This is a genomic window from Flavobacterium aquaticum, from assembly GCF_003259835.1.
GTDB lineage: Bacteria > Bacteroidota > Bacteroidia > Flavobacteriales > Flavobacteriaceae > Flavobacterium > Flavobacterium aquaticum.
This window is the reverse complement of sequence record NZ_QLMI01000009.1, coordinates 19,765-42,329: the sequence shown is the minus strand read 5'-3', so window position 1 is coordinate 42,329 and position 22,565 is coordinate 19,765. Positions and strand designations below refer to the sequence as shown.

The 22,565-nt window shown below is 32.9% G+C and carries 21 protein-coding genes; 9 read left to right on the top strand and 12 right to left on the bottom strand.

Annotated features, from left to right (window positions below; all coding sequences use genetic code 11):
* Positions 1-31 precede the first annotated feature (31 nt).
* Genes B0I03_RS12440 through B0I03_RS12430 form a run of 3 tightly spaced genes read left to right on the top strand, consistent with a single transcriptional unit; the run spans position 32 to position 1,965 of the window.
* The gene (locus B0I03_RS12440) at positions 32-694 is read left to right on the top strand and encodes an alpha/beta fold hydrolase (RefSeq protein ID WP_181452395.1); all 663 of its coding nucleotides are present in this window, start codon (positions 32-34) and stop codon (positions 692-694) included.
* A 4-nt stretch (positions 695-698) separates the two neighbouring features.
* The gene (locus tag B0I03_RS12435; protein ID WP_111567764.1) at positions 699-1,589 is read left to right on the top strand and encodes a lytic transglycosylase domain-containing protein; all 891 of its coding nucleotides are present in this window, start codon (positions 699-701) and stop codon (positions 1,587-1,589) included.
* Positions 1,590-1,596: 7 nt separating this feature from the next.
* On the top strand, positions 1,597-1,965 hold the full coding sequence (locus B0I03_RS12430) for a sulfite exporter TauE/SafE family protein (RefSeq protein ID WP_111567799.1): 369 nt from the start codon (positions 1,597-1,599) through the stop codon (positions 1,963-1,965).
* A gap of 413 nt (positions 1,966-2,378) precedes the next feature.
* On the opposite strand, the gene B0I03_RS12425 is transcribed toward B0I03_RS12430, so the two are convergent.
* Complete coding sequence (locus B0I03_RS12425) at positions 2,379-2,894, bottom strand: DUF2892 domain-containing protein (RefSeq protein WP_111567763.1); 516 nt, start codon at positions 2,892-2,894, stop codon at positions 2,379-2,381.
* 167 nt (positions 2,895-3,061) lie between these two features.
* Between B0I03_RS12425 and rpmH the strand changes: the two genes are divergently transcribed.
* Together rpmH and carB are read left to right on the top strand one after the other, a co-directional pair.
* Positions 3,062-3,223: a 50S ribosomal protein L34 gene (gene rpmH, locus B0I03_RS12420; protein WP_007136275.1), complete on the top strand. Its 162-nt coding sequence runs from the start codon at positions 3,062-3,064 to the stop codon at positions 3,221-3,223.
* Positions 3,224-3,412: 189 nt separating this feature from the next.
* Positions 3,413-6,268, top strand: coding sequence for a carbamoyl-phosphate synthase large subunit (carB, locus tag B0I03_RS12415; RefSeq protein ID WP_111567762.1), 2,856 nt, complete (start codon positions 3,413-3,415; stop codon positions 6,266-6,268).
* Between the two features lie 370 nt (positions 6,269-6,638).
* Here carB and B0I03_RS12405 read toward each other — a convergent pair whose 3' ends face one another.
* The 7 genes from B0I03_RS12405 to rsfS all read right to left on the bottom strand — a co-directional run bounded on the left by B0I03_RS12405 (position 6,639) and on the right by rsfS (position 12,195).
* Positions 6,639-7,412, bottom strand: coding sequence for a superoxide dismutase (locus B0I03_RS12405; protein ID WP_317048056.1), 774 nt, complete (start codon positions 7,410-7,412; stop codon positions 6,639-6,641).
* A gap of 12 nt (positions 7,413-7,424) precedes the next feature.
* Positions 7,425-7,706: an acyl-CoA-binding protein gene (locus B0I03_RS12400; RefSeq protein WP_111567759.1), complete on the bottom strand. Its 282-nt coding sequence runs from the start codon at positions 7,704-7,706 to the stop codon at positions 7,425-7,427.
* Between the two features lie 3 nt (positions 7,707-7,709).
* Positions 7,710-8,363 (bottom strand): phosphatidylserine decarboxylase family protein, encoded by a 654-nt coding sequence (locus tag B0I03_RS12395; RefSeq protein ID WP_111567758.1) that lies wholly within the window; start codon positions 8,361-8,363, stop codon positions 7,710-7,712.
* Complete coding sequence (locus B0I03_RS12390) at positions 8,353-9,159, bottom strand: phosphatidate cytidylyltransferase (protein WP_111567757.1); 807 nt, start codon at positions 9,157-9,159, stop codon at positions 8,353-8,355. Before B0I03_RS12390 ends, B0I03_RS12395 begins: the two co-directional genes overlap by 11 nt.
* The gene (locus B0I03_RS12385; protein WP_111567756.1) at positions 9,159-9,764 is read right to left on the bottom strand and encodes an LUD domain-containing protein; all 606 of its coding nucleotides are present in this window, start codon (positions 9,762-9,764) and stop codon (positions 9,159-9,161) included. The genes B0I03_RS12390 and B0I03_RS12385 overlap by 1 nt, the downstream gene beginning before the upstream one ends.
* 107 nt (positions 9,765-9,871) lie before the next feature.
* Positions 9,872-11,815 (bottom strand): ATP-dependent zinc metalloprotease FtsH, encoded by a 1,944-nt coding sequence (gene ftsH, locus B0I03_RS12380; protein WP_111567755.1) that lies wholly within the window; start codon positions 11,813-11,815, stop codon positions 9,872-9,874.
* Between the two features lie 8 nt (positions 11,816-11,823).
* On the bottom strand, positions 11,824-12,195 hold the full coding sequence (gene rsfS, locus B0I03_RS12375) for a ribosome silencing factor (RefSeq protein ID WP_111567754.1): 372 nt from the start codon (positions 12,193-12,195) through the stop codon (positions 11,824-11,826).
* 85 nt (positions 12,196-12,280) lie between these two features.
* Between rsfS and B0I03_RS12370 the strand changes: the two genes are divergently transcribed.
* The 3 genes from B0I03_RS12370 (at position 12,281) to B0I03_RS12360 (ending at position 16,961) form a co-directional block, all read left to right on the top strand.
* Positions 12,281-13,012 (top strand): biotin--[acetyl-CoA-carboxylase] ligase, encoded by a 732-nt coding sequence (locus B0I03_RS12370; protein ID WP_111567753.1) that lies wholly within the window; start codon positions 12,281-12,283, stop codon positions 13,010-13,012.
* Positions 13,013-13,118: 106 nt separating this feature from the next.
* Positions 13,119-16,277 (top strand): cytochrome c biogenesis protein CcsA, encoded by a 3,159-nt coding sequence (gene ccsA, locus B0I03_RS12365; protein WP_111567752.1) that lies wholly within the window; start codon positions 13,119-13,121, stop codon positions 16,275-16,277.
* Between the two features lie 90 nt (positions 16,278-16,367).
* Positions 16,368-16,961, top strand: a complete 594-nt coding sequence (locus B0I03_RS12360) for a glutathione peroxidase (protein ID WP_111567751.1) — start codon at positions 16,368-16,370, stop codon at positions 16,959-16,961.
* Positions 16,962-17,026: 65 nt separating this feature from the next.
* On the opposite strand, the gene B0I03_RS12355 is transcribed toward B0I03_RS12360, so the two are convergent.
* Complete coding sequence (locus B0I03_RS12355) at positions 17,027-17,521, bottom strand: GNAT family N-acetyltransferase (RefSeq protein ID WP_111567750.1); 495 nt, start codon at positions 17,519-17,521, stop codon at positions 17,027-17,029.
* 78 nt (positions 17,522-17,599) lie between these two features.
* On the opposite strand from B0I03_RS12355, the gene menD reads away from it, so the two are divergent.
* Entirely contained in the window at positions 17,600-19,252 is a 1,653-nt protein-coding gene (menD, locus tag B0I03_RS12350) for a 2-succinyl-5-enolpyruvyl-6-hydroxy-3-cyclohexene-1-carboxylic-acid synthase (RefSeq protein WP_111567749.1), read from the top strand.
* A 143-nt stretch (positions 19,253-19,395) separates the two neighbouring features.
* On the opposite strand, the gene B0I03_RS12345 is transcribed toward menD, so the two are convergent.
* The 3 genes from B0I03_RS12345 to B0I03_RS12335 all read right to left on the bottom strand — a co-directional run bounded on the left by B0I03_RS12345 (position 19,396) and on the right by B0I03_RS12335 (position 22,563).
* Positions 19,396-19,938 (bottom strand): DUF4468 domain-containing protein, encoded by a 543-nt coding sequence (locus tag B0I03_RS12345; protein ID WP_111567748.1) that lies wholly within the window; start codon positions 19,936-19,938, stop codon positions 19,396-19,398.
* Positions 19,939-20,070: 132 nt separating this feature from the next.
* Positions 20,071-21,423 carry an RCC1 domain-containing protein gene (locus tag B0I03_RS12340; protein ID WP_111567747.1) on the bottom strand — a complete coding sequence of 451 codons (1,353 nt, stop codon included), beginning with the start codon at positions 21,421-21,423 and terminating at the stop codon, positions 20,071-20,073.
* A gap of 186 nt (positions 21,424-21,609) precedes the next feature.
* Positions 21,610-22,563 carry a transketolase family protein gene (locus B0I03_RS12335; RefSeq protein ID WP_111567746.1) on the bottom strand — a complete coding sequence of 318 codons (954 nt, stop codon included), beginning with the start codon at positions 22,561-22,563 and terminating at the stop codon, positions 21,610-21,612.
* Positions 22,564-22,565 lie beyond the last annotated feature (2 nt).

Sequence of the window (22,565 nt, the reverse complement as noted above, 5' to 3'; positions counted from 1 at the left end):
AAATTTACGAAACTTTTTTAAAATAATGGTAATGAGTAAGATTCCGGTTTATTTTATGCCTGGCTTGGCTGCAAGTCCTACTATTTTCGAAAATATAAAATTACCAGAAGACCAATTTGAAATGCATTTTTTGGAATGGTTTTTGCCCAATGATAAAGAAAGTATCGAAAGTTATGCACTTCGAATGACTGAGAAAATTCAAGATGAAAATCCGGTTTTAGTTGGCGTTTCTTTTGGTGGTGTTTTGGTGCAAGAAATGGCCAAGCAAATGAAAGTTCGTAAAGTAATTATCATTTCAAGTGTAAAATCCAATGCCGAATTTCCACAGCGTTTTAAAGTCGCGAAGACAACAAAAGCGTATAAGTTAATTCCAACCCAACTTTTAGCTGATATAGAAAAATTGGTTAAATATGCATTTGGCGATAACATTGTAGCGAAGCGATTAAAGTTGTATGAAAAATATTTATCGGTTCGTGATAAGCATTATTTGGATTGGGCTATTGAAACTATTTTGTGTTGGAAACAAAAAGAAGTAAACGAATCGGTAATTCATATTCATGGTGATGCGGATGAGGTTTTCCCAATCAAAAACATTGAAAAATGTATTGTTGTAAAAGGCGGAACTCATATCATGATAATTAATAAGTTCAAGTGGTTGAATGAAAATTTACCTAAATTAATTCTAAACGATTAAAAAAATGAAAAAGCATATGAAGAAGATAGTGATTTTAGGAACGGTTGCTCTTTTAGCAAGTTTTCTAATTTATGGAGTAGTTTCAAATGATACGAAATATTCGCCAGTAGGTTATAGTTTGAAAATGGACTTTTCAGGTGAAGAAGTGCCAACGTTTATGGCAGATGTTCAAGAGCGTTTGGATAAAGAAATGATTACCAATATGAATTATCATACGAATACCACTTTAGTTATTAAACGTGCGAATAAAGTATTTCCGATAATTGAACCAATTCTTGCAAAATATGGAGTTCCAGATGATTTCAAATATTTAGCGGTTATTGAAAGTAGTTTGGTGAATGCAGTTTCTCCAGCTGGAGCAAGAGGTGTTTGGCAATTTATGCCAGCAACTGCTAAAGAAAAAGGAATGGAAGTAAGTGATGAGGTTGATGAACGTTGTCATTTAGAAAAATCAACCGAAGCGGCTTGTAAGTATTTATTAGTAGCTAAAGAAAAATTTGGTTCTTGGACGTTAGCAGCAGCTTCGTATAATGGTGGAATGAACGGAATTACCAAAAAAATGGAAGAGCAACAAGTTGATAATTATTACGATTTGTTACTTACAGAAGAAACATCTCGTTATGTTTTTAGAATTTTAGCCTTGAAAGAAATTATGAAAAATTCAGATAAGTATGGTTTTTCAATTCCAAAAGAAGCGTTGTATTATAATATCCCAACGAAAAAAATAGTAATTGATTCTTCGATTACCGATTTAGCAAAGTTTGCCAAAACACAAGGAGTGAATTATAAAATTTTAAAAATTCACAATCCTTGGTTACGTGATAAAAAATTAACGGTTACAACAGGTAAAAAATATGAAATCGAAATCCCAACTTCAGGATATAACAAACAATAAACGCCCAATGGATATTCAAGTAGTTCTGTCTTTAGTCTTAATTGGTATTTTAGCTGGAATTCTAAGTGGATTAGTTGGAGTAGGTGGAGGTGTTGTTATGGTGCCTTTGTTAGTGTTGTTTTTAGGTTTTAACCAACATCAAGCTCAAGGAACTAGTTTAGCAGTTTTAGTAGTTCCAGTAACGGCAATTGCGGTGTATACCTATCATAAAGAAGGTTATATCGATTGGCGCTATGTTGGAATAATTGCTGTTTTCTTTGTTGTTGGAGGGTATTTTGGAAGTAAAATGGCGGTTAATTTAGACCAAAAAATGTTGAAGAAAGTATTTGGTTTTATTCTTTTATTAATTGCTGGTAAAATGTTATTGGGCAAATAAAAACCACACAGAAAATAAATTTTGAGTTAGTGGTAGAGTAGAATTATGAGAGACTCAAAACGGTGTTTTTCTGTATGGTTGAATTAGTGCTTAAATCAATAAAAATACTCTAGCAAAGTTTAATCTGCAAGTGTTTTTTCTTTTGAAAAGCCACTATAATTTTTAATCTTTTCATGTTTATTTAGTCGATTTTTTTAAAGTTGGAATTTCCCCTTTTCCATCTTTTTTTTATAAATCTTCCTATAAAAATTATAGTGGGTATTCAATTCTAGGGGAATTTTTATTTTTTTACTTAGCGAAGCTATGAAAATGAAATACTCAAAACTAAAAAACTCGTCAAACGAAAAGATAACTCGTTAAAATAACAAAAAAAGCACCTCTAAAGGTGCTTTTGTGTGTTGAAAATGAGTGAATTACATTTTTTTCATTTGGTCTTTCATCATTTTAATTTGATCTTTCAACATATTTTGTTTGTCTAATTTCTTAGCTTCATTCAATAAAGAAGTTGCTTCCATTTTTCTTCTTCTTGTCATAGCAATTCCTGCTAATTGTAATTTAGCTAAAGCTAAATCTTGGTCCATAGACAATCCTAAAGCAATTGCTTTTTTGAAATAACGCTCAGCTTCATTAAGGTTTGTTTGCGAAACCATTAAGCCATGTAAGTAATTAAAATAACCTTGTTGTTTTTTTACTAAAGCTGCTTCTGGGTTTTTAATGTGTGCCAACCATTTTTGTGCGCCAGGAAAATCTTGTTTTCTTAATTTTAAAAAAGCTAATAAAATGAATTCGTTTTTAAAATATAAGAAAATAAAAATGGTAGAAAATAATAGTAAAAAGATACCATTACCTATATTATTTTCTGTGAATTGATAAATTCCGAATGCTATAACTAAGGCTGCTAAAACTAATTTGATATTTTTGTGAAACATATTGTTATTTTTTGTTTGATGCAAAGGTAATAAAATCAATTAAAAATATTTTTAAAAAAGTACTTGCGAATGAAAAAAGTCTTTGTATATTTGCACTCGGTTTTCAGGATAGGAAACCTATGAGTTTTAAAAAAGATTTTTATTTATAGATTTTAAAAGATACTACAATGAGTAAGAGAACGTTTCAACCATCAAAAAGAAAAAGAAGAAATAAGCACGGTTTCATGGATAGAATGGCTTCTGCTAATGGAAGAAAAGTGCTTGCTCGTAGAAGAGCTAAAGGAAGACATAAGTTAACTGTTTCTTGCGAACCAAGACACAAAAAATAATGTTTTAGCTTAAAACAATATATCAGCCGTTACTTTTATTAGTAGCGGCTTTTTTTTAAACTGTTTATAAAATTTGAATAAGTTTTAACGCTCTTTTCAGTGCAACTCTTTGAAAATTAGTAATTTTATAATCACAATATAACTACAACCCACAACAACAAAACAACAAAACAACAAAACAACAACACAATGCCTAAAGACACCACAATCAAATCGGTTTTAATTATTGGATCTGGACCTATCGTTATTGGTCAAGCTTGCGAATTCGACTACGCAGGTTCTCAATCAGCGCGTTCATTAAGAGAAGAAGGAATTGAAGTTATCTTAATTAACTCCAATCCTGCAACGATTATGACCGACCCATCGATGGCGGATCATGTTTACTTAAAACCACTTACCACTAAATCAATTATCGAAATTCTAAAAGCGCATCCACAAATTGATGCTGTTTTACCAACAATGGGTGGGCAAACGGCGCTTAATTTAGCGATTGAAGCCGATGAAAAAGGAATTTGGAAAGATTTCAACGTAAGATTAATTGGTGTAGATATCAATGCCATCAATATTACCGAAGATAGAGAGCAATTCAAAAACTTATTAAATAAAATCGGAATTCCTCAAGCACCAGCTAAAACGGCTAACTCTTTCTTAAAAGGTAAAGAAATTGAGCAAGAATTTGGTTTCCCGTTAGTAATTCGTCCTTCATTTACATTAGGTGGAACGGGTGCAGCTATCATTTATAAAAAAGAAGATTTTGATGCGGCTTTAACTTACGGTTTAGAAGCTTCTCCAATTCATGAAGTCTTAATCGATAAAGCCTTAATGGGTTGGAAAGAATACGAATTAGAGTTATTACGAGATAGCAACGATAACGTAGTAATTATCTGTACAATCGAAAATATGGATCCAATGGGAATTCATACTGGAGATTCTATTACGGTGGCGCCTGCGATGACTTTATCGGACACAACTTTCCAAAAAATGAGAGATATGGCCATCTTAATGATGCGTTCTATCGGAAATTTTGCGGGTGGATGTAACGTGCAATTCGCGGTTTCGCCTGATGATAAAGAAGATATCGTAGCGATTGAAATCAATCCTCGTGTTTCTCGTTCTTCGGCTTTAGCTTCAAAAGCAACAGGTTATCCAATTGCTAAAATCGCAACGAAATTAGCGTTAGGGTATAACTTAGATGAATTACAAAATCAAATTACTAAATCGACTTCTGCTTTATTTGAGCCGACATTAGATTATGTAATCGTAAAAATACCACGTTGGAATTTCGATAAATTTGAAGGTTCAGACAGAACTTTAGGTTTACAAATGAAATCAGTTGGAGAAGTAATGGGAATTGGACGTTCGTTCCAAGAAGCGCTTCACAAAGCTACTCAGTCGTTAGAAATCAAACGTAATGGATTAGGAGCAGACGGAAAAGGTTACAAAAACTACGAACAAATCATCGAAAAACTAACTTTCGCAAGTTGGGACAGAGTTTTCGTAATCTACGATGCAATTGCAATGGGAATTCCATTAAGCAGAATTCATGAGATTACTAAAATCGACATGTGGTTCTTAAAGCAATATGAAGAATTATTCCATTTAGAAAGAGAAATTTCGAATTATAAAATTGATACGTTACCAAGAGAATTGCTGTTAGAAGCAAAACAAAAGGGTTACGGAGACCGTCAAATTGCTCACATGATGGGTTGTTTGGAAAGTCAAGTACACAAATTGCGTGACGAACAAAATATCAAACGTGTTTACAAATTAGTAGATACGTGTGCGGCAGAATTTAAAGCAGTAACGCCTTATTTCTACTCGACTTTTGAAGCAGAAATTGAAAAAGCAGACGGAACAAAATATGTTCACAACGAAAGTATTGTTACCGATAAGAAAAAAGTAGTGGTTTTAGGTTCTGGACCAAACCGAATTGGACAAGGAATTGAGTTTGATTATTCTTGTGTTCACGGAGTTTTAGCAGCAAAAGAATGTGGTTATGAAACCATCATGATTAACTGTAATCCAGAAACGGTTTCTACCGATTTTGATACAGCTGACAAATTGTATTTCGAGCCAGTTTTTTGGGAACATATTTACGATATCATCCAACACGAAAAACCAGAAGGTGTAATCGTTCAGTTAGGTGGACAAACGGCTTTGAAATTAGCGGAAAAGTTAGCAAAATACGGAATCAAAATTTTAGGAACTTCATTCGATGCTTTGGATTTAGCGGAAGATAGAGGACGTTTCTCTGATTTGTTAACCGAATTAAACATTCCATTCCCTAAGTTTGGAATTGCTGAAAGTGCTGAAGAAGCATCAAAATTAGCAGATTCGTTAGACTTTCCATTATTAGTGCGTCCTTCGTATGTATTGGGTGGACAAGGAATGAAAATCGTAATCAACAAACAAGAATTAGAAGAACACGTAATTGATTTATTAAAATCGATTCCAGGAAATAAATTGTTGTTAGATCATTATTTAGATGGTGCTATCGAAGCAGAAGCAGACGCAATTTGCGATGCCGATGGAAATGTGTACATCATAGGAATTATGGAACACATCGAGCCTTGTGGGGTACATTCGGGAGATAGTAATGCAACTTTGCCTCCGTTTAACTTGGGCGAATTTGTAATGCAACAAATCAAAGATCACACGAAGAAAATTGCCACAGCTTTAAAAACGGTTGGATTAATCAACATTCAATTTGCAATTAAAGATGACACGGTTTATATTATCGAAGCGAATCCAAGAGCATCTCGAACGGTTCCATTTATTGCAAAAGCTTATGGAGAACCTTATGTAAATTATGCAACAAAAGTGATGTTAGGTCATAATAAAGTAACTGATTTTACTTTTAATCCGAAACTTAATGGTTATGCGATTAAGCAACCGGTGTTCTCTTTTAGTAAGTTTCCAAATGTAAACAAAGCATTAGGACCAGAAATGAAATCAACGGGAGAAAGTATCTTATTCATAGATGATTTAAAAGACGATCAATTCTACGATTTGTACGCAAGAAGAAAAATGTACTTAACGAAGTAATACATAAAAAGAAAATCCCAATCGAAAGATTGGGATTTTTTTGTAAGCAACTTGAGAATTTAAACCCAAATTAATAAAATACTTCAAGTGCTCTTAGTTCATTGCAATGATATGCTCATTACATTGCAATTTGTTAGTGAAATACTTTTAACCCCTTAAATTATTTAACACTAACTAGTCCAAAACTATTGTAAGGAAAATAGTTTTGAAGCAACTTTCAAATTTAGATAGGTCAAAATTAAGAGGTTTTGTTGGAGTGGTTGCTGTAGTTTTTCTGCATATTTTTACTAAAATGTATTTTTTTACTACTTTTTTGTAAAAAAAAAGTCTAGCGAAAGCTAGACTAGTAAAATATTTAAAAATAATGATATTAAATTTTGCTAATTGCAGTTTCGTATTTAGCATTTACTACATTCCAGTCAATTACATTGAAAATAGCGGTTAAATATTCGTTTCGCTTGTTTTGGTAATTTAAGTAGTAAGCGTGTTCCCAAACATCAATGGCTAAAATTGGTGTTCCTCTAACTTCTGCATTTGGCATTAATGGATTGTCTTGATTGGCAGTACTAGTAACAGCTAATTTTCCATCACGAGTAACTACTAGCCATGCCCAACCGCTTCCAAATTGTCCTGAAGCTGCTTCAGTAAGTTGTTTTTGTAAGTTGTCAAACGAACCTAGTTCTGAGGTAATGGCTTCTGCCAAAGCTCCTTTTGGAGTGCCGCCGCCTTTTGGGTTTAAAATTTCGAAAAATAAATTGTGGTTGTAGTATCCTCCAGCATTATTTCTGATTTCTTTGTTGTTGACATCTAAGTTTTTTAAGATGTCTTCTACGGTTTTTAATTCTAAATCAGTACCAATAACGGCTTTGTTTAATTTATTAGCGTAACCCAAATGATGTTTCGAATAATGAATTTCCATTGTACGTCCATCTATGTGAGGTTGTAAATCGTCGTAAGCGTATTTTAAACCGCGCATTTGAAAGATTCCGCCTTCGGTAACTTTAACATCTGCTGGATTTCCTAGGGCTGAAATTTTTGTTTCTACTTCAGGGTCGGGAATTTTTACTTCTTCTAATTCGTTTTCTTTTCTACAGCTCGTCATCATAAATGATATACAAGCCAAAATCAATAGTGACTTTTTCATTTGTAATGCAGATTATAGGTTACGTTCTTTCAGTAATTGATTGATGATTTTGATGTATTCCGCTTTGGCTTCATCAGGAGGAAGATTTTTTACTTGCATCCAAGCATTTAATTTGAACGCATTTCTAATATCCTGAGGGTTTTGAAATAATAAAGGGTTTGAAGTTTCGGATGTAGCTTGTTTGTACAAACCATACAATACCAATTGCATATCCTGTGGCACTGATTCTTGTGGAATCAATTGTGCATTAGCAAATGCTTCATCAAATAATGTATTTAAATCCTTTTCGCTCATTCTTTATGCTTTTTTACTAATAACGGTTTTATTTCCGATAGCTTTATCACCTAATTTTACATTGATTTCAGTCCCTAATGGTAAGTAAATATCTACTCTTGAGCCAAATTTAATGAACCCAGCATCTTTACCTTGAACTACACGCATGCCTTCTTGTGCGTAATTTACAATACGTCTTGCTAAAGCACCAGCAATTTGGCGATATAAAATTTCACCATAGATTCTATTATTGATAACTACAGTAGTTCTCTCATTTTCTTCACTTGCTTTTGGATGCCAAGCTACTAAGTATTTTCCTGGATGATATTTGCTGTATTTTACGATTCCGTTTACACAATAACGCGTAACGTGAACATTTATTGGCGACATAAAAATAGAAACCATCAAGCGTTTATCTTTGAAATATTCAGGCTCAAATACTTCTTCAATAACAACTACTTTTCCATCTACTGGAGCTAGAATATGATTATCGCTATTATCAGCAACACGTGTTGGGTTTCTGAAGAATTGTAAAACCAATACTAAAATTACTAATGCAAATAAATATAAAATAGTTCGTAACCAATTTATAGAAACAAATGCATCGGTTAAGAAAATAATTGCAACTACTATAAGTAGTGTAATAAAAATGATTTTTGAACCTTCTTTATGAAACATAGTATAAAATTAAATAAAATAAATTAATAAATGGAATTACAAATATAATACTATCTAGTCGATCTAGTATACCTCCGTGACCAGGCATTATATTTCCGGTATCTTTTATGCCAGCAACACGTTTTAATTTCGATTCGATTAAATCGCCTAACGTACTGAAAATACTAACAATAGCAGCAATAACAATCCAAATATAAAGTGTTGATGCCATAATGTAATAATTTGCTAACAAAGCGCCTCCAATAATGGTAAACATCAAACCTCCAGCAAAACCTTCAATAGTTTTTTTAGGAGAAACGCTTGGGAATAGTTTGTTTTTTCCAAAGTTTTTTCCAACTAAATAAGCAAAAGTGTCGTTAGCCCAAATTAAAATTATAATGGAAATTAAAATTTTTGGATTGTAGCCTTTAACTCCCATTGCTACATAATTTGCTATAATGAATGGAAGGATTACGTAACCAAAGAGCAAAAAGTATTTGGTGTAAATTTTAAAGTGAGTTTTATTGGCATTAAATAAATACAACAATAATTTTATGGAAGTAACAATCGAAATAGCTGTTAAAGCGGTATTTAAGTTTAAGTCTGAGTTCTTATTCCATAAGTAATAATAAGAACCTGCTGCTATTGGAATACTTATATAGAAATTTAAGCCACACATTTTACAGAATTCGTAAACTCCAATCACTAAAAATGCACCAAAAAGAATAGCTAAACCCTCTCTAGAATAAGAAATACAGCCTAATAGTAATGCAACATAAACGGCTCCAGATAATGCTCTTTTTAGCGTTTCATTCATTATAAATCCTCTAAAAGAAGTAAATAAAGATTTTTATGGCAACTTCCGTAGTGAAGAAAATCTTGTTCTTTTACTTCTTCAAAATATTTTATGGTGGTAATATTAGAAGGGTAATTTTTTTCGTGAGTGCTTTTAATTCGCCTCAATCCATCACTTTTGCTATTTACTATCTGACTTGTTGTTGCAAAAACAATCATGTTTGTCGGAAGTTCGTTAGGTTTAAAGTGTTTGAATTGGTTAGAAGAGAATAAAATAGAACCCTCATCAGCAATTAAATTTTCGCAAGAAGAAAGAAAAAATACTGGAGTTGATGAATTATCGTGAGTTAATTTATTATCGTTTAGTAAATAAAGTAATCGGTTGTCAAAACATTGTGCGTTACATTCAAACCAATCGTTTTCTGCTAATATATTTTCAAAATTCTCTGCAATTTCATCTAAATTCTCACAATAAATAAATTTACCTCCATTTCCTTTGAAATTGAAAGTAAATTGTTCGTCTATTGGCAATGTAGTATCTGGTGAATATGGACTCTTGACTTCTTGCTTTTTGTCATTGTCTTCTTCTTCTGATGATGTGCCAAAAAATTTTCTAAAAAGACTCATGTATCTTTAGTCGTTTTTTATAGTGTGAAAATCAAAGATAAAAAAAATCTTAGTTCTTTGCATGCAGAACTAAGATTTTTATTAATATAATTTTGTTGATAAGTTACTTATTCAGAAACCGTGTTTTCGGTTGTGTTTTCAATAGTTATAGCAACTTCTTTATCAAAAGGTCTTTTCCCAAAAATGGTTTCTAAATCATCTTTGAAAATAACTTCTTTTTCAATCAGAATATCAGCTAATTGCGTTAATTTTTCTTTATTTGTTTCTAACAGATGAATCGCTCTTTCGTACTGTTCTTCTATTAATTTTGAAATTTCAGTATCGATAACTTTAGCCGTTTCTTCTGAATATGGTTTTGAAAAATTATAGTCAGATTGTCCTGTTGAATCGTAATAAGTAATATTTCCAAGCTTGTCATTCAATCCATAAATGGTTACCATAGCTCTTGCTTGACGCGTAACTTTCTCTAAATCGCTCAACGCACCAGTTGAAATTTTATTGAAAATTACTTTTTCAGCAGCACGACCACCCATAGTAGCACACATTTCGTCTAGCATTTGGTCAGGACGAACAATCAGTCTTTCTTCTGGTAAATACCAAGCGGCACCTAAACTTTGTCCACGAGGAACAATTGTTACTTTTACCAGTGGAGCTGCGTGTTCTAACATCCAACTCACTGTTGCGTGACCCGCTTCGTGAATTGCGATAGCGCGTTTTTCTTCTGGAGTTACGATTTTGTTTTTCTTTTCTAAACCACCAACGATTCTATCAACAGCGTCTAAGAAATCTTGTTTGTCAACAGCTTTTTTGTCGTTACGAGCAGCAATTAAAGCAGCTTCGTTACAAACATTAGCAATATCAGCACCTGAGAATCCTGGTGTTTGTTTTGCTAAGAATTCAGTGTCTAATTCTTCAGATTTTTTCAAAGGTTTTAAATGCACTTCAAAAATTTCTTTACGTTCTCTAATGTCTGGTAAGTCTACGTAAATTTGTCTGTCAAAACGACCTGCACGTAATAATGCTTTGTCTAAAACATCAGCACGGTTGGTTGCAGCTAATACGATTACGTTTGAATTAGTTCCAAAACCATCCATTTCAGTTAATAACTGATTCAATGTGTTTTCTCTTTCGTCGTTAGCACCTGTCATGTTGTTCTTTCCACGAGCTCTACCTACGGCGTCAATCTCATCGATAAAAATAATGGCTGGTGATTTTTCTTTGGCTTGTTTGAATAAATCTCTCACACGAGAAGCACCAACACCAACGAACATTTCCACAAAATCAGAACCTGATAATGAGAAGAAAGGTACTTTAGCTTCACCAGCAACAGCTTTTGCTAATAAGGTTTTACCTGTTCCTGGAGGACCTACTAATAAAGCTCCTTTTGGAATTTTTCCTCCAATGGAAGTATATTTTTCAGGGTTTTTCAAGAATTCTACAATTTCTTGAATTTCTTCTTTAGCTCCTTCTAATCCAGCAACGTTTTCAAAAGTTACTCTTGTATCGTTTTTTTCATCAAATAATTTAGCTTTTGATTTTCCAATGCTAAAGATTTGACCTCCGCCACCTCCAGAACCACCTGACATTCTTCGCATCATGAAAATCCACAATCCAATTAATATTACAATTGGTAAAAGCATTGAGATAAGTTCGCCCCACATGCTTTCTGGTTCTTTTTCATATTCTGAAAGTTTACCTTCGTTAGATGCTTTTTGTAAATTTTCTTGAAAGGTTTTTAAATCACCTATTTCAAAGAAATAGTGAGGACCTTTGGTGTTTAATTTGTTTAAAACATCATTCTTTACTTTGTCGTGTGTTTTGTCTGTTAAAGCTGTTTTCTTTAAATAAACAGTAGCTTTAGTATTGGTAAACACCACTTTTTCTACCTGATTTTTATCTAAAAATTGGTAGAATTTTGATAATGTTGTAGGCGCAGGATTGCTTAAATCAATACCTTTGGTAAATAAACTTATCGTAAAAAAAATAGCCAAGACAAGTACAATACTCATCCACGGACTAAACTTAAATCCAGAATTATTATTTTGTGCCATAAAATTTTTTAGTATTTTGATTCAATGGTAGTGATTTTTGCATCACCCCATAAACTCTCAATTCGGTAGTAGTCGCGAATGTGTCTTTGAAAAACGTGTACCACAATGTTAACGTAATCCATTAAAACCCATTCTCCATTTTCAGCACCTTCAACGTGCCAAGGTTTATCTTTTAACTCTTTAGAAACGATTTTTTGAATTGAACCTACAATTGCATTTACTTGTGTATTTGAATTTCCATTGCAAATTACAAAGTAATCACAAACCGTGTTGTCAATTTCTCTTAAATCAAGAATATCAATATTTTCTCCTTTAACTTCTTCAATCCCTTTGATGATGTTTGCTAATAAATCATCATTATTAATCTGCTTCTTCGCCATTTATTATTTTTCTATTTATGCAAAGGTATCATTTTTTGTGATTATTTTTGAACCTTAACATAAGATTAAATTTTGTTATTATATTATGAGAATAATCAAACTCGATGCCATAGATTCAACCAACCGTTTTTTAAAAGCACTTTCTGCTCAAGAAAGCTGCGAAAATTTCACAGTTGTAAGTACCGAATCGCAAACAGAAGGTAAAGGTCAAAGAGGTTCTGGATGGGTTTCTGAATTAGGTAAGAATCTAACTTTTAGTGTTTTATATAATCAAAGAGTTGAAGGAATTACGAGTCTTTTTACATTGAATATCATTATAGCTTTGAGTATTGTTGAAGCTTTAAAATCAGTTAGTAATTTAAATTTTGTCATCAAATGGCCAAACGACATTTTGGCAGAAAATAAAAAAATTGGTGGCATTTTGATTGAAAATACGTTCAAAAATTCAGGCGAAGTACAATCGATAATCGGAATTGGTTTGAATGTAAATCAATCTCAATTTGAAAATTTACCTCAAGCGTCGTCTTTATTTTTGTTGGAAAATAAAATTTTTGATAAAGAAGCGATGCTAATTTCTATTGTAAATCAGTTGGAATTCAATTTAAAACAATTGCCAATTTTAGGAGAAACTCATTTTTGGGACGCTTATCATCAAATTTTGTTTAAAAAAAATGTAGTTTCCGCTTTTGAATCGGTTGCAGGAAATCGCTTTGTAGGTAAGATTCAGGAAGTTACGCAAGAAGGAAAGTTGGCTGTTTTATTAGAAGATGATTCCATTCAATTTTTTGATGTCAAAGAGGTGAAAATGTTGTACTAAAATGAGAACGTTATAAATTCCTCAAACCTATGTTAAACTTCGTTAAAAAGTTTTTGTTTTTAAGTACATTTGTGCCAATTAAAAAAAACGTATTCCTATATATCTCATGGAGAAAAAAATACTATCCCTGTTATCTTCCACGCGCTTAATGGCTGTTTTGTTTATTCTTTTTGCTCTTGCCATGGCAGCTGGAACATTTATTGAAGATGCTTATAATACTGATACTGCAAGAGTTATTGTTTACAATGCCGTTTGGTTTGAAGTTATTATGGTGTTTTTTATCATTAACTTTTTAGGTAACATCAAGCGTTATCAATTACATAAAAAAGAAAATTGGGCGACTTTAATTTTACACCTTTCTTTTATTCTAATTATAGTTGGAGCTTTTGTTACGCGTTATATTAGTTATGAAGGAATGATGCCAATCAGAGAAGGCGAATCAGCCAATATGATTTATTCCGATAAACCTTATTTAACAGTTTTAGTGGATGGAAATCACGAAGGACAAATGCGTCGTAGAACTTTTGAAGAAGGTTTGTATTTAGCCCCAGAAGTAAAAGAAGACGGCTTTTTGAATGCTTTCGCTAGTAATCATTTTTCAATGGGAGGCGAGTTTAGTGGCATTCCATTTGAAGTAGAACATCAAGAATTTATTATGAACGCTACCGAAACAGTTGTAGCTTCTGAAACTGGACAATTGATGATTAAAATGGTAGAGTCGAGTGGAGGAACACGTCACGAACACTACTTAAAAGAAGGCGAAGTTCAAAATTTACACAACGTACTTTTTGCCTTTAATAAATATACTGAGGGCGCAATAAATATCACTAAAATTGCTGAAGCCTACACGATTCAAACGCCTTTTGAAGGTGATTTTATGCGAATGGCAGATAAATTACAAGGTAAAGTGGTGAAAGATTCTGTGCAACCTTTAATGTTACGTTCTTTATATAATATTGGTGGAGCTCAGTTTGTATTTCCAGAACCTGCAATAAAAGGAGAATTGACTTTCAAATCGAATAATGATTTCAAAGACAAACAAACCGATGATGCTTTGAAAGTTAAAATAAAGACACAAGGAAAAGAAGAAATCTTAACTTTAGTTGGTTCAAGAGGAAAGCAAGGAGTTCCGCAAAGTGTTAAGATTGGTGATTTAGAATTTACACTTTTCTTCGGAAGTAAAATTTACAATACACCTTTTTCTGTGAAATTAGACGATTTTATCGCTGATAAATATCCAGGAACAGAAAATAGTTATTCGGCTTTCAAAAGTAAAATCGAAGTTATTGATACTGAACAAAAGAAAACCTTCAAAGACAGTGTTTTCATGAATCATATCTTAGATTACAGAGGATTTAGATTCTTCCAAGCGGGATTCGACCCTGACGAAAAAGGAACTAATCTTTCTGTAAGTCACGATTTCTGGGGAACTTGGATTACTTATATTGGTTATTTCTTGTTGTATTTTGGTTTGATGGCGATATTGTTTACAAAAAATAGTCGTTTTTCAAGTTTGAAAGAGAAATTAGAAAAAGTGAAAGCGAAAAAAGCAGGTTTATTGAGCGTGTTTTTGATTTTATTTTCTTCATTAACTTTTGCGCAACAACATAATCACCAACCAAGCAAAGAAGAAATTCTGAAGTTATTAAAAGAACACGAAGTTTCCGTTGAACATGCAAATGAATTTGGAAAAATCGTAATTCAAGATGGTGGTCGTATGAAACCTATTAATACGTTTTCATCAGAATTACTTCGTAAAGTATCTAAAAGTGATACGTATGAAGGAATGAATTCCGATCAAGCGTTTTTATCTATGACGCAATATCCTCAGTATTGGTATTCGTTGCCAATCATATATTTAAAAAGAGGAAATGATAGTATTCGTAAATTAATTGGTGTAGAAAAAGAAGCAAAATACGCACCTTTAGTAGCCTTTTTCGATGAAACTGGAAGTTATAAATTGGCTCAATTTTTAGAAACGGCTTACAAAGAGCCAGTTCCGAATCAATTTCAAAAAGATTTTATTGAAGCAGACAAAAAAGTAAACCTTTTATATTCGGCTTTGAGTGGACAAATTTTGAAAGTGTTTCCAATTCCAGGAGATAAATCGAACAAATGGGTTTCATTTTTAGAAGTGAATCAGCCTACAGGAACTGCTTTGGATTCTATTAAAAATGTAATGCCGTTTTATTTGAATGCCTTGGATAAAGCATCACAAAGTAAAAATTACGAATTACCAAATAGCCTTTTAAAAGGACTAACCGAATACCAAAAAAAATACGGAAAAGCCGTAATGCTTTCGGAAAGTAAAATCAGCTCTGAAATCACTTACAACAAATACGATATCTTCAAAAGATTGTATTATTTGTATATGTTGGCAGGAGTTTTAATGTTGATTTTCTGTATTATACAAATTTTCAAAAATTCAAAAGCTATTCGAACGATTATCAATGTTTTTCATGGATTAATTGGTGTGTTTTTTATCTTACATTTAGCAGGATTAATTGTTAGATGGTACATTTCAGGTCACGCGCCTTGGAGTGATGCGTATGAAAGCATGATTTACGTAGCTTGGGCAACCATGTTCTTTGGATTGGCTTTCGGAAAAGATTCAAAACTTACAGTTGCTTCAACCGCATTTGTAACTTCTATGATTTTGATGATTGCACACTGGAACTGGATGGATCCGTCTATCGGAAACTTACAACCCGTTTTAAATTCGTATTGGTTAATGATTCACGTTGCAGTTATCGTAGCTAGTTACGGACCATTTACTTTAGCGATGGTTTTAGGTTTAGTTTCATTATTCTTGATGATTTTCACAAACGAAAAGAACAAAGAAAGAATGAAATTAAGCATAGACGAAATCACATACATCAATGAAATGGCACTAACAGTAGGTTTAGTCATGTTAACCATAGGGAACTTCCTCGGCGGACAATGGGCTAACGAAAGTTGGGGACGTTATTGGGGTTGGGATCCAAAAGAAACTTGGGCTTTAATCAGTATTATGGTGTATGCATTTGTAATTCATGCGCGCTTTGTGCCAGCATTAAGAGGAAGATGGATTTATAATGTAATGAGCGTTTTAGCTTTCGCTTCTATTTTAATGACGTATTTTGGAGTAAATTTCCACTTAAGTGGTTTACATAGTTACGCTTCGGGTGAAAAACAAAACGTAACCTATTACTTCATTATTTTAGCAATTGTTTTAGTTATAGCCGCAATAGCTTACTTTCCGTATAAGAAATATTATAAAAAATAAGAATTTGGTCGCTAATAAGCGGCCATTTTTTTTTATGAAATGTTTATCAAAAATTGCGTTTTAAAATCCTAAATTTGAAATAAAAAAGAGATGAAGAAATTAGTAACCTTGTTTTCGGTAGTGGCTTTGTTTTTCAGTTGTCAAAATCAGGCACAAAAAAAGCAAACGACTACGGCAACAGCAACCACAACACCTATGGCAAAAGAAACAATTTATCAGTTCAAAGTTGAAGATTTAAGTGGCGATACTTTTGATTTTTCCACCTTAAAAGGAAAGAAAATCTTAGTAGTCAACACGGCTTCAGAATGTGGTTTAACACCGCAATACGAACAATTGCAAGCGATTTACGAAAAGTATAAAGATAAAAATTTCGTAATTGTAGGTTTTCCAGCGAATAACTTTGGATCGCAAGAGCCAGGAACTAATCAACAAATCGCTACATTTTGTCAAAAGAATTATGGTGTTTCGTTTCCAATGATGGCTAAAATTTCAGTAAAAGGTGGCGATATGCATCCAGTTTATCAATTCTTAACTCAAAAAGCTAAAAACGGATTAGAAGACAGCGAAGTACAATGGAACTTCCAAAAATACCTAATCAATGAAAACGGTGAATTAGCAAAAGTAGTTTCTCCAAGAACTTTGCCTACAGATGCTGAAATCGTAAATTGGATTGAAGGGAAATAATTTAGTATTCAGTGTTCAGAATATAGTGTTCAGTCTATTCTTTTTTTAGAATACTGAACACTTTTTTATAATATCTTTTGCACAAAAACAGAATGTAACCATCGGTTAAATTTAAAGCCTGTTTCTTTAAGAAATCCAACTTCTTCAAAACCGAACTTTTTATGAAAATCAATACTGTTGGTGTTTTCAGAATCGATAACGCCAATCATCGTGTGAAGGTTTTGTTGTTTGGCTCTTTCGATTAATTCGGTTAATAATAATTTTCCGATGCCTTTTCCAATTACATTCTTATTCGCATAAACGGAATGTTCTACCGTGAATTTATACGCTTCTCTGAAACGAAATTCGCTATAATAGCCGAAGCCTATAACTTCATTATTCATTTCGGCAACAATCACAGGAAAACCTTTCTGAAGTTTTTCTTCAAAAATAGCTTCTTGTGTAGCTAAAGTTCGAACGTTGTAATCGTATAAAGCTGTCGAATTTAAAATAGCATCGTTAATGATGTCTAAAATGGCTGGGCAATCTGTCATTTGATAGTCTCTAATTTTTATCTCCATTTGGCAAAGAAATTACGTAGTAAAAGTACTAAAAACCTTTTCAACTTCGTAACTTTGTAGTTCAGTTATTTTTTAAAAATGATGTATCCAAAAATTCCTTTAGCGCAAAGCATTATCGAAATTTGCCAACAAAAAGGAGTCCAACATATCGTAATTTCACCAGGTTCGCGCAATGCTCCTTTGACGATTGGATTTACTAATAATCCGTTTTTCAAATGTTACAGTATTGCTGACGAACGTTGTGCTGCATTTTTTGCTTTGGGAATTGCCCAACAAATTCAAAAACCCGTTGCGGTTGTTTGTACTTCGGGTTCGGCTTTACTGAATTATTATCCTGCAATAGCTGAGGCTTTTTACAGTCAAATTCCTTTAATTGTAATTTCTGCGGACAGACCACAAAGCAAGATTGATATTGGTGATGGACAAACCATTCGTCAGGAAAATGTTTTTGCGAATCACAGTTTATACAATGCCAATTTAAGAGAAGCGATTTCAGTTGAAAACGACAATCACATTCAAATGGCTTTGCATGTTGCGGTTACCCAAAAAGGACCAGTCCATATCAATGCGCCTTTTGAAGAACCTTTGTATGAAACCGTTTCTGAATTACAAGTACAACCTGAAATAGTTGATTTTAATACTGAAAGCAAAACTTTCTCTTTAGGAAATTCAACTATAGAAACTTGGAATAAAGCGACTAAGAAATTAGTTTTAGTAGGAGAGTTGTTCCCAAATTCAGTAGAGCAAAAGTATTTGGATATTTTAGCGAATGATCCAAGTGTGGTGGTTTTAACTGAAAAAACATCCAATTTACATCACCCTACATTCATCGACCAAATTGATACTTTGATTACGCCATTTGCAGAGGATGATTTCAAAGCGTTTCAGCCTGAAATTTTGTTGACTTTTGGTGGAATGGTAGTTTCGAAACGTATCAAAGCCTTTTTGCGAAAATACAAACCAGCACACCATTGGCATGTGGATGATTTACGAGCGTATGATACTTTTGGAGCACTTACGAATCATTTTGAAACTAAAATCAATACGTTTTTGAGTCAGTTGTTGACTGAAGAAATGATTGAAAGTTCTTATAAATCAAGTATTTCTACTATTTGGAAAGATAGAGTAGCAAAACATCAAGAATACACTGCAAAAATTCCGTTTTCAGATTTTAAAGTGTTTGATTTTATTTGTCAAAACCTGCCAAAAAATAATCAATTACAAGTGAGTAATAGTTCGGCGATACGTTACTTGCAGTTGTTTGATTTAGATAAAAGCATTCAAGTTTTTTGCAATCGTGGTACTAGTGGTATCGATGGAAGCACATCTACAGCCATTGGAGCTGCTTTAGCATCTGATTTGCCAACAATTTTGATTACAGGTGATATTAGCTTTTTATACGATAGCAACGCTTTGTGGAACAATTATATTCCAAAAAACTTCAAAATCATTTTGTTGAACAACAGTGGTGGCGGAATTTTCAGAATTTTACCTGGACATCAAGAAACAGAAACGTTTAACACGTATTTTGAAACTTCACACCAATTAAACGCTTCCCATTTAGCTAAAATGTTCGGATTGGATTATTTTGAAGCAAATGATGAAATGACATTACAACAACAATATACTGCATTCTTAAACCAAAACGAAAAACCAAGTATTCTAGAAGTTTTCACTCCAGAAAAAGAGAATAATGGAATTTTGCTGGATTTTTTTAGAAGGTTGAAGTGAATACTTTTTTAGTTTTATGAATACGGAATGTAATTCCGCGCTATCGGAAATTACTCTATTTACACTTCGCTCGGTAAATTACCATCTGAAAACAAAAAAGCTTCAAATTAATGAAGCTTTTTTTAGTGTATTTTGTAATCAAACTACCAGTCGCTTTTAGATGCGCTAGCTTTTGCCATTTCCTTTTTAATGTCGCTTTTAATGGTGTCAATTGTAGAATTGATTGCTGCATAATAGGCTTTAAGAGTTTCCATTAATTTTGGATTTTCCACCGCTTTTTCGGAAGCCAATTTATCAAACATTTTCTCTACAGTTGTTTCAGCACTCGACTTGATAAAGATATTTTTTATTTCGTATTTGTATTTGCCTTCTTTTGACATAATAGAAATAGTATAAAACAATTTTACTTTTGTCTCACTTCCGTTTGCCTTAATCGTCATGAAAGAATACTGGGTGTCAGTAACCGATAAAGCTTCCTTATCCTGTTTAATCTTATCTTGTGTTTCTTTATAGATATTTACAAAGAACATTTTGGAGTTGTTAAACAAGTCATCTTTGGTTTTTCCTTCCGCAGATACAACTTCCGAGAAGATAATCTGCCCGTTTTCATTCAATGGGAAATCGAATTTATCTTGGGCATTCATGGTGAACGTAGTCAATGCTAATAATAAAAGAATTTTTTTCATATTTATGGAGCTTGGTTTAATAATGGTTAAGTCGAATACAATGATAATATAATTTTTTTAAAATAAAAATACCTTTGAGATAAATGTGCTTTTCAATTTAGCCGATCATTAATTTGTTTAAGTATTTTTTAATTACTCTTTAATGAATTTGTGCGTAACAAACTGCCCATTATTTTTATATAAATAACAAATATACATTCCATCAGAGAGTTGGGCGGTATTAATTTTATTGTTTTGAATTGTTCCTTGAATTACTTTTTGACCAATTACGTTAAAAATTTCAAAACTTGATATTTCGGTTGAATTAAAAATGTTTAATTCGTCTTTAACAGGATTTGGGTAAATAGAAATATCGGTATTTTCAAAACTTTCTTCACTTAATGTTGTACATGGAAACAAGATTGGATTTGCATAGGAAGTTGACGTTCCATCACCTAAATAACCTCCGTTATAACCCCAAGCATACAAAGTATTATCTTCTTTTATGGCATACGAACTAGAGTAACCTGCGGCAACAGATTTCCAGTTTGAATCTGTTCCTACTTGGACTGGTACATTGCTATTTGGAATTAACATGATTCCATTTATCCAACCATAAGAGCCCCATTGCCAAAGCGTACCATCAGATTTGATTCCAATTACATGAAAATTTCCAGCTGCGACATCTTTCCATGTACTATTTCCAATTTGAACTGGTGCTGGTCTGTTGATAGTTGTACCATCTCCCAAACGACCATTTTCATTGTTTCCCCAAGCCCAAAGCGTACCATTGGTTTTCAATGCAATTGTATATCGATCACGTGCAGCAGAAATTTTAAGCCAATCAGTATCCGTACCAATTTGAGTTAAATTAAGAAGGGTGAAATTATTTCCAGTTCCTAAATCACCTGAATTATTTCTTCCTATTCCCCATAAAGTACCATTATTTTTTATAACAAATGTTTTGAAGTAGCCTCCATAAATTTTATTCCAATCAGTATCTAGACTCATTTGAACAGGACTTGTAATATAGGTAGAAGCACTATTATTTATTTCAAAAGCTCCATTGTTGCCCCAACCCCAAAGTGTACCATTAGATTTTAAAGCAACTGTATGAAGGTTTCCTGGTGATATTGCTGTCCAATCAGAATCTGTACCCACTTGTACAGGTATATAACTATTATTGGTGTTTCCGTTTCCAAGTTGTCCAACTGCATTGTTTCCCCAAGTCCAAAGTGTTCCATCTTGGTTTATGGCTACGCTATGCATTCGTCCGTGATTAACAACCAACCAATTATCTTCATTAATAGTTGCAACAGGAGTATTTTGTAAAGTAGTTGTATTATTACCAAGTTGACCATATTGGTTTCTTCCCCAAGTTAAGGAATTGCCATCGAGAAGGTACAAAGTTATCATATCATCTGAGCAAACAATTCGATCAACACACCCTTGAGAGTAGTTGTAAATGCTGAAAAAACTAAATAAAGAGAGTAGAATTTTTTTCATTTAATTTGTTTTTAATTAAAATTCAATTTGTTGTTGATAAAAAAATATCGGTAACTTCTTGTTTATTAATGAAGTGCAATATAGTAAAATTCTCACTTATTATTTGCTCTGGTTTATGTTAAATTTAATTTTGAGTAAAAAAAAATCCCCAATTACTTGAGGATTTCTATATAAATTAAAAGAATATTATTTTCTTTTGATAACTCTTTCTACAGCCTCAACAATCGCTTGATTGTTTAATTTGTATTTTTCCATTAATTGGTCTGGTGTTCCACTTTCTCCGAAGCTGTCGTTTACTGCTACAAATTCTTGTGGTACTAAATGATTTTGAACTAATGTTCTTGAAACACTTTCTCCTAAACCACCAATAATGTTATGCTCTTCAGCAGTAACCACACAACCAGTTTTCTTCACTGATTTTAGAATTGCTTCTTCGTCTAATGGTTTAATGGTATGAATGTTTATTACTTCTGCTGAAATACCTTTTGCTTCTAAAGCTTCTGCTGCAATTAAAGCTTCCCAAACTAAATGTCCAGTTGCAATAATCGTAACATCAGTTCCTTCATTTAACATAATCGCTTTTCCAATTACGAAAGGTTCGTCAGCTGGCATAAAGTTAGGCACCACTGGACGACCAAAACGCAAATATGCTGGTCCGTGATGATCCGCTAAAGCTAAAGTTGCTGCTTTGGTTTGGTTGTAATCACAAGTGTTGATTACGGTCATTCCTGGTAACATTTTCATTAAACCGATATCTTCTAAGATTTGGTGCGTAGCCCCGTCTTCTCCAAGCGTTAATCCCGCGTGAGAAGCACAAATCTTCACATTCTTATCTGAATACGCTACCGATTGACGAATTTGGTCATATACTCTTCCGGTAGAAAAGTTAGCGAAGGTTCCTGTAAATGGAATTTTTCCACCAATTGTTAATCCAGCTGCAATTCCAATCATGTTGGCTTCAGCAATTCCAATTTGGAAGAAACGCTCTGGGTGGTTTTTTTTGAAATCATCAAATTTTAATGATCCAATTAAATCCGCACAAAGTGCTACTACGTTTTCATTTTTTTGACCTAATTCAGTCATTCCAGCTCCAAAACCTGAACGGGTATCTTTACTGCCTTGGTTGATATATTTTTTCATAA

What these genes read in the sequence shown, in the direction of transcription:
- B0I03_RS12440 (WP_181452395.1), top strand. Translation starts at nt 32, where the DNA reads ATGAGTAAGATTCCGGTTTATTTTATGCCTGGCTTGGCTGCAAGTCCT.
- B0I03_RS12435 (WP_111567764.1), top strand. Translation starts at nt 699, where the DNA reads ATGAAAAAGCATATGAAGAAGATAGTGATTTTAGGAACGGTTGCTCTT.
- B0I03_RS12430 (WP_111567799.1), top strand. Translation starts at nt 1,597, where the DNA reads ATGGATATTCAAGTAGTTCTGTCTTTAGTCTTAATTGGTATTTTAGCT.
- B0I03_RS12425 (WP_111567763.1), bottom strand. Translation starts at nt 2,894, where the DNA reads ATGTTTCACAAAAATATCAAATTAGTTTTAGCAGCCTTAGTTATAGCA.
- rpmH (WP_007136275.1), top strand. Translation starts at nt 3,062, where the DNA reads ATGAGTAAGAGAACGTTTCAACCATCAAAAAGAAAAAGAAGAAATAAG.
- carB (WP_111567762.1), top strand. Translation starts at nt 3,413, where the DNA reads ATGCCTAAAGACACCACAATCAAATCGGTTTTAATTATTGGATCTGGA.
- B0I03_RS12405 (WP_317048056.1), bottom strand. Translation starts at nt 7,412, where the DNA reads ATGAAAAAGTCACTATTGATTTTGGCTTGTATATCATTTATGATGACG.
- B0I03_RS12400 (WP_111567759.1), bottom strand. Translation starts at nt 7,706, where the DNA reads ATGAGCGAAAAGGATTTAAATACATTATTTGATGAAGCATTTGCTAAT.
- B0I03_RS12395 (WP_111567758.1), bottom strand. Translation starts at nt 8,363, where the DNA reads ATGTTTCATAAAGAAGGTTCAAAAATCATTTTTATTACACTACTTATA.
- B0I03_RS12390 (WP_111567757.1), bottom strand. Translation starts at nt 9,159, where the DNA reads ATGAATGAAACGCTAAAAAGAGCATTATCTGGAGCCGTTTATGTTGCA.
- B0I03_RS12385 (WP_111567756.1), bottom strand. Translation starts at nt 9,764, where the DNA reads ATGAGTCTTTTTAGAAAATTTTTTGGCACATCATCAGAAGAAGAAGAC.
- ftsH (WP_111567755.1), bottom strand. Translation starts at nt 11,815, where the DNA reads ATGGCACAAAATAATAATTCTGGATTTAAGTTTAGTCCGTGGATGAGT.
- rsfS (WP_111567754.1), bottom strand. Translation starts at nt 12,195, where the DNA reads ATGGCGAAGAAGCAGATTAATAATGATGATTTATTAGCAAACATCATC.
- B0I03_RS12370 (WP_111567753.1), top strand. Translation starts at nt 12,281, where the DNA reads ATGAGAATAATCAAACTCGATGCCATAGATTCAACCAACCGTTTTTTA.
- ccsA (WP_111567752.1), top strand. Translation starts at nt 13,119, where the DNA reads ATGGAGAAAAAAATACTATCCCTGTTATCTTCCACGCGCTTAATGGCT.
- B0I03_RS12360 (WP_111567751.1), top strand. Translation starts at nt 16,368, where the DNA reads ATGAAGAAATTAGTAACCTTGTTTTCGGTAGTGGCTTTGTTTTTCAGT.
- B0I03_RS12355 (WP_111567750.1), bottom strand. Translation starts at nt 17,521, where the DNA reads ATGGAGATAAAAATTAGAGACTATCAAATGACAGATTGCCCAGCCATT.
- menD (WP_111567749.1), top strand. Translation starts at nt 17,600, where the DNA reads ATGATGTATCCAAAAATTCCTTTAGCGCAAAGCATTATCGAAATTTGC.
- B0I03_RS12345 (WP_111567748.1), bottom strand. Translation starts at nt 19,938, where the DNA reads ATGAAAAAAATTCTTTTATTATTAGCATTGACTACGTTCACCATGAAT.
- B0I03_RS12340 (WP_111567747.1), bottom strand. Translation starts at nt 21,423, where the DNA reads ATGAAAAAAATTCTACTCTCTTTATTTAGTTTTTTCAGCATTTACAAC.
- B0I03_RS12335 (WP_111567746.1), bottom strand. Translation starts at nt 22,563, where the DNA reads ATGAAAAAATATATCAACCAAGGCAGTAAAGATACCCGTTCAGGTTTT.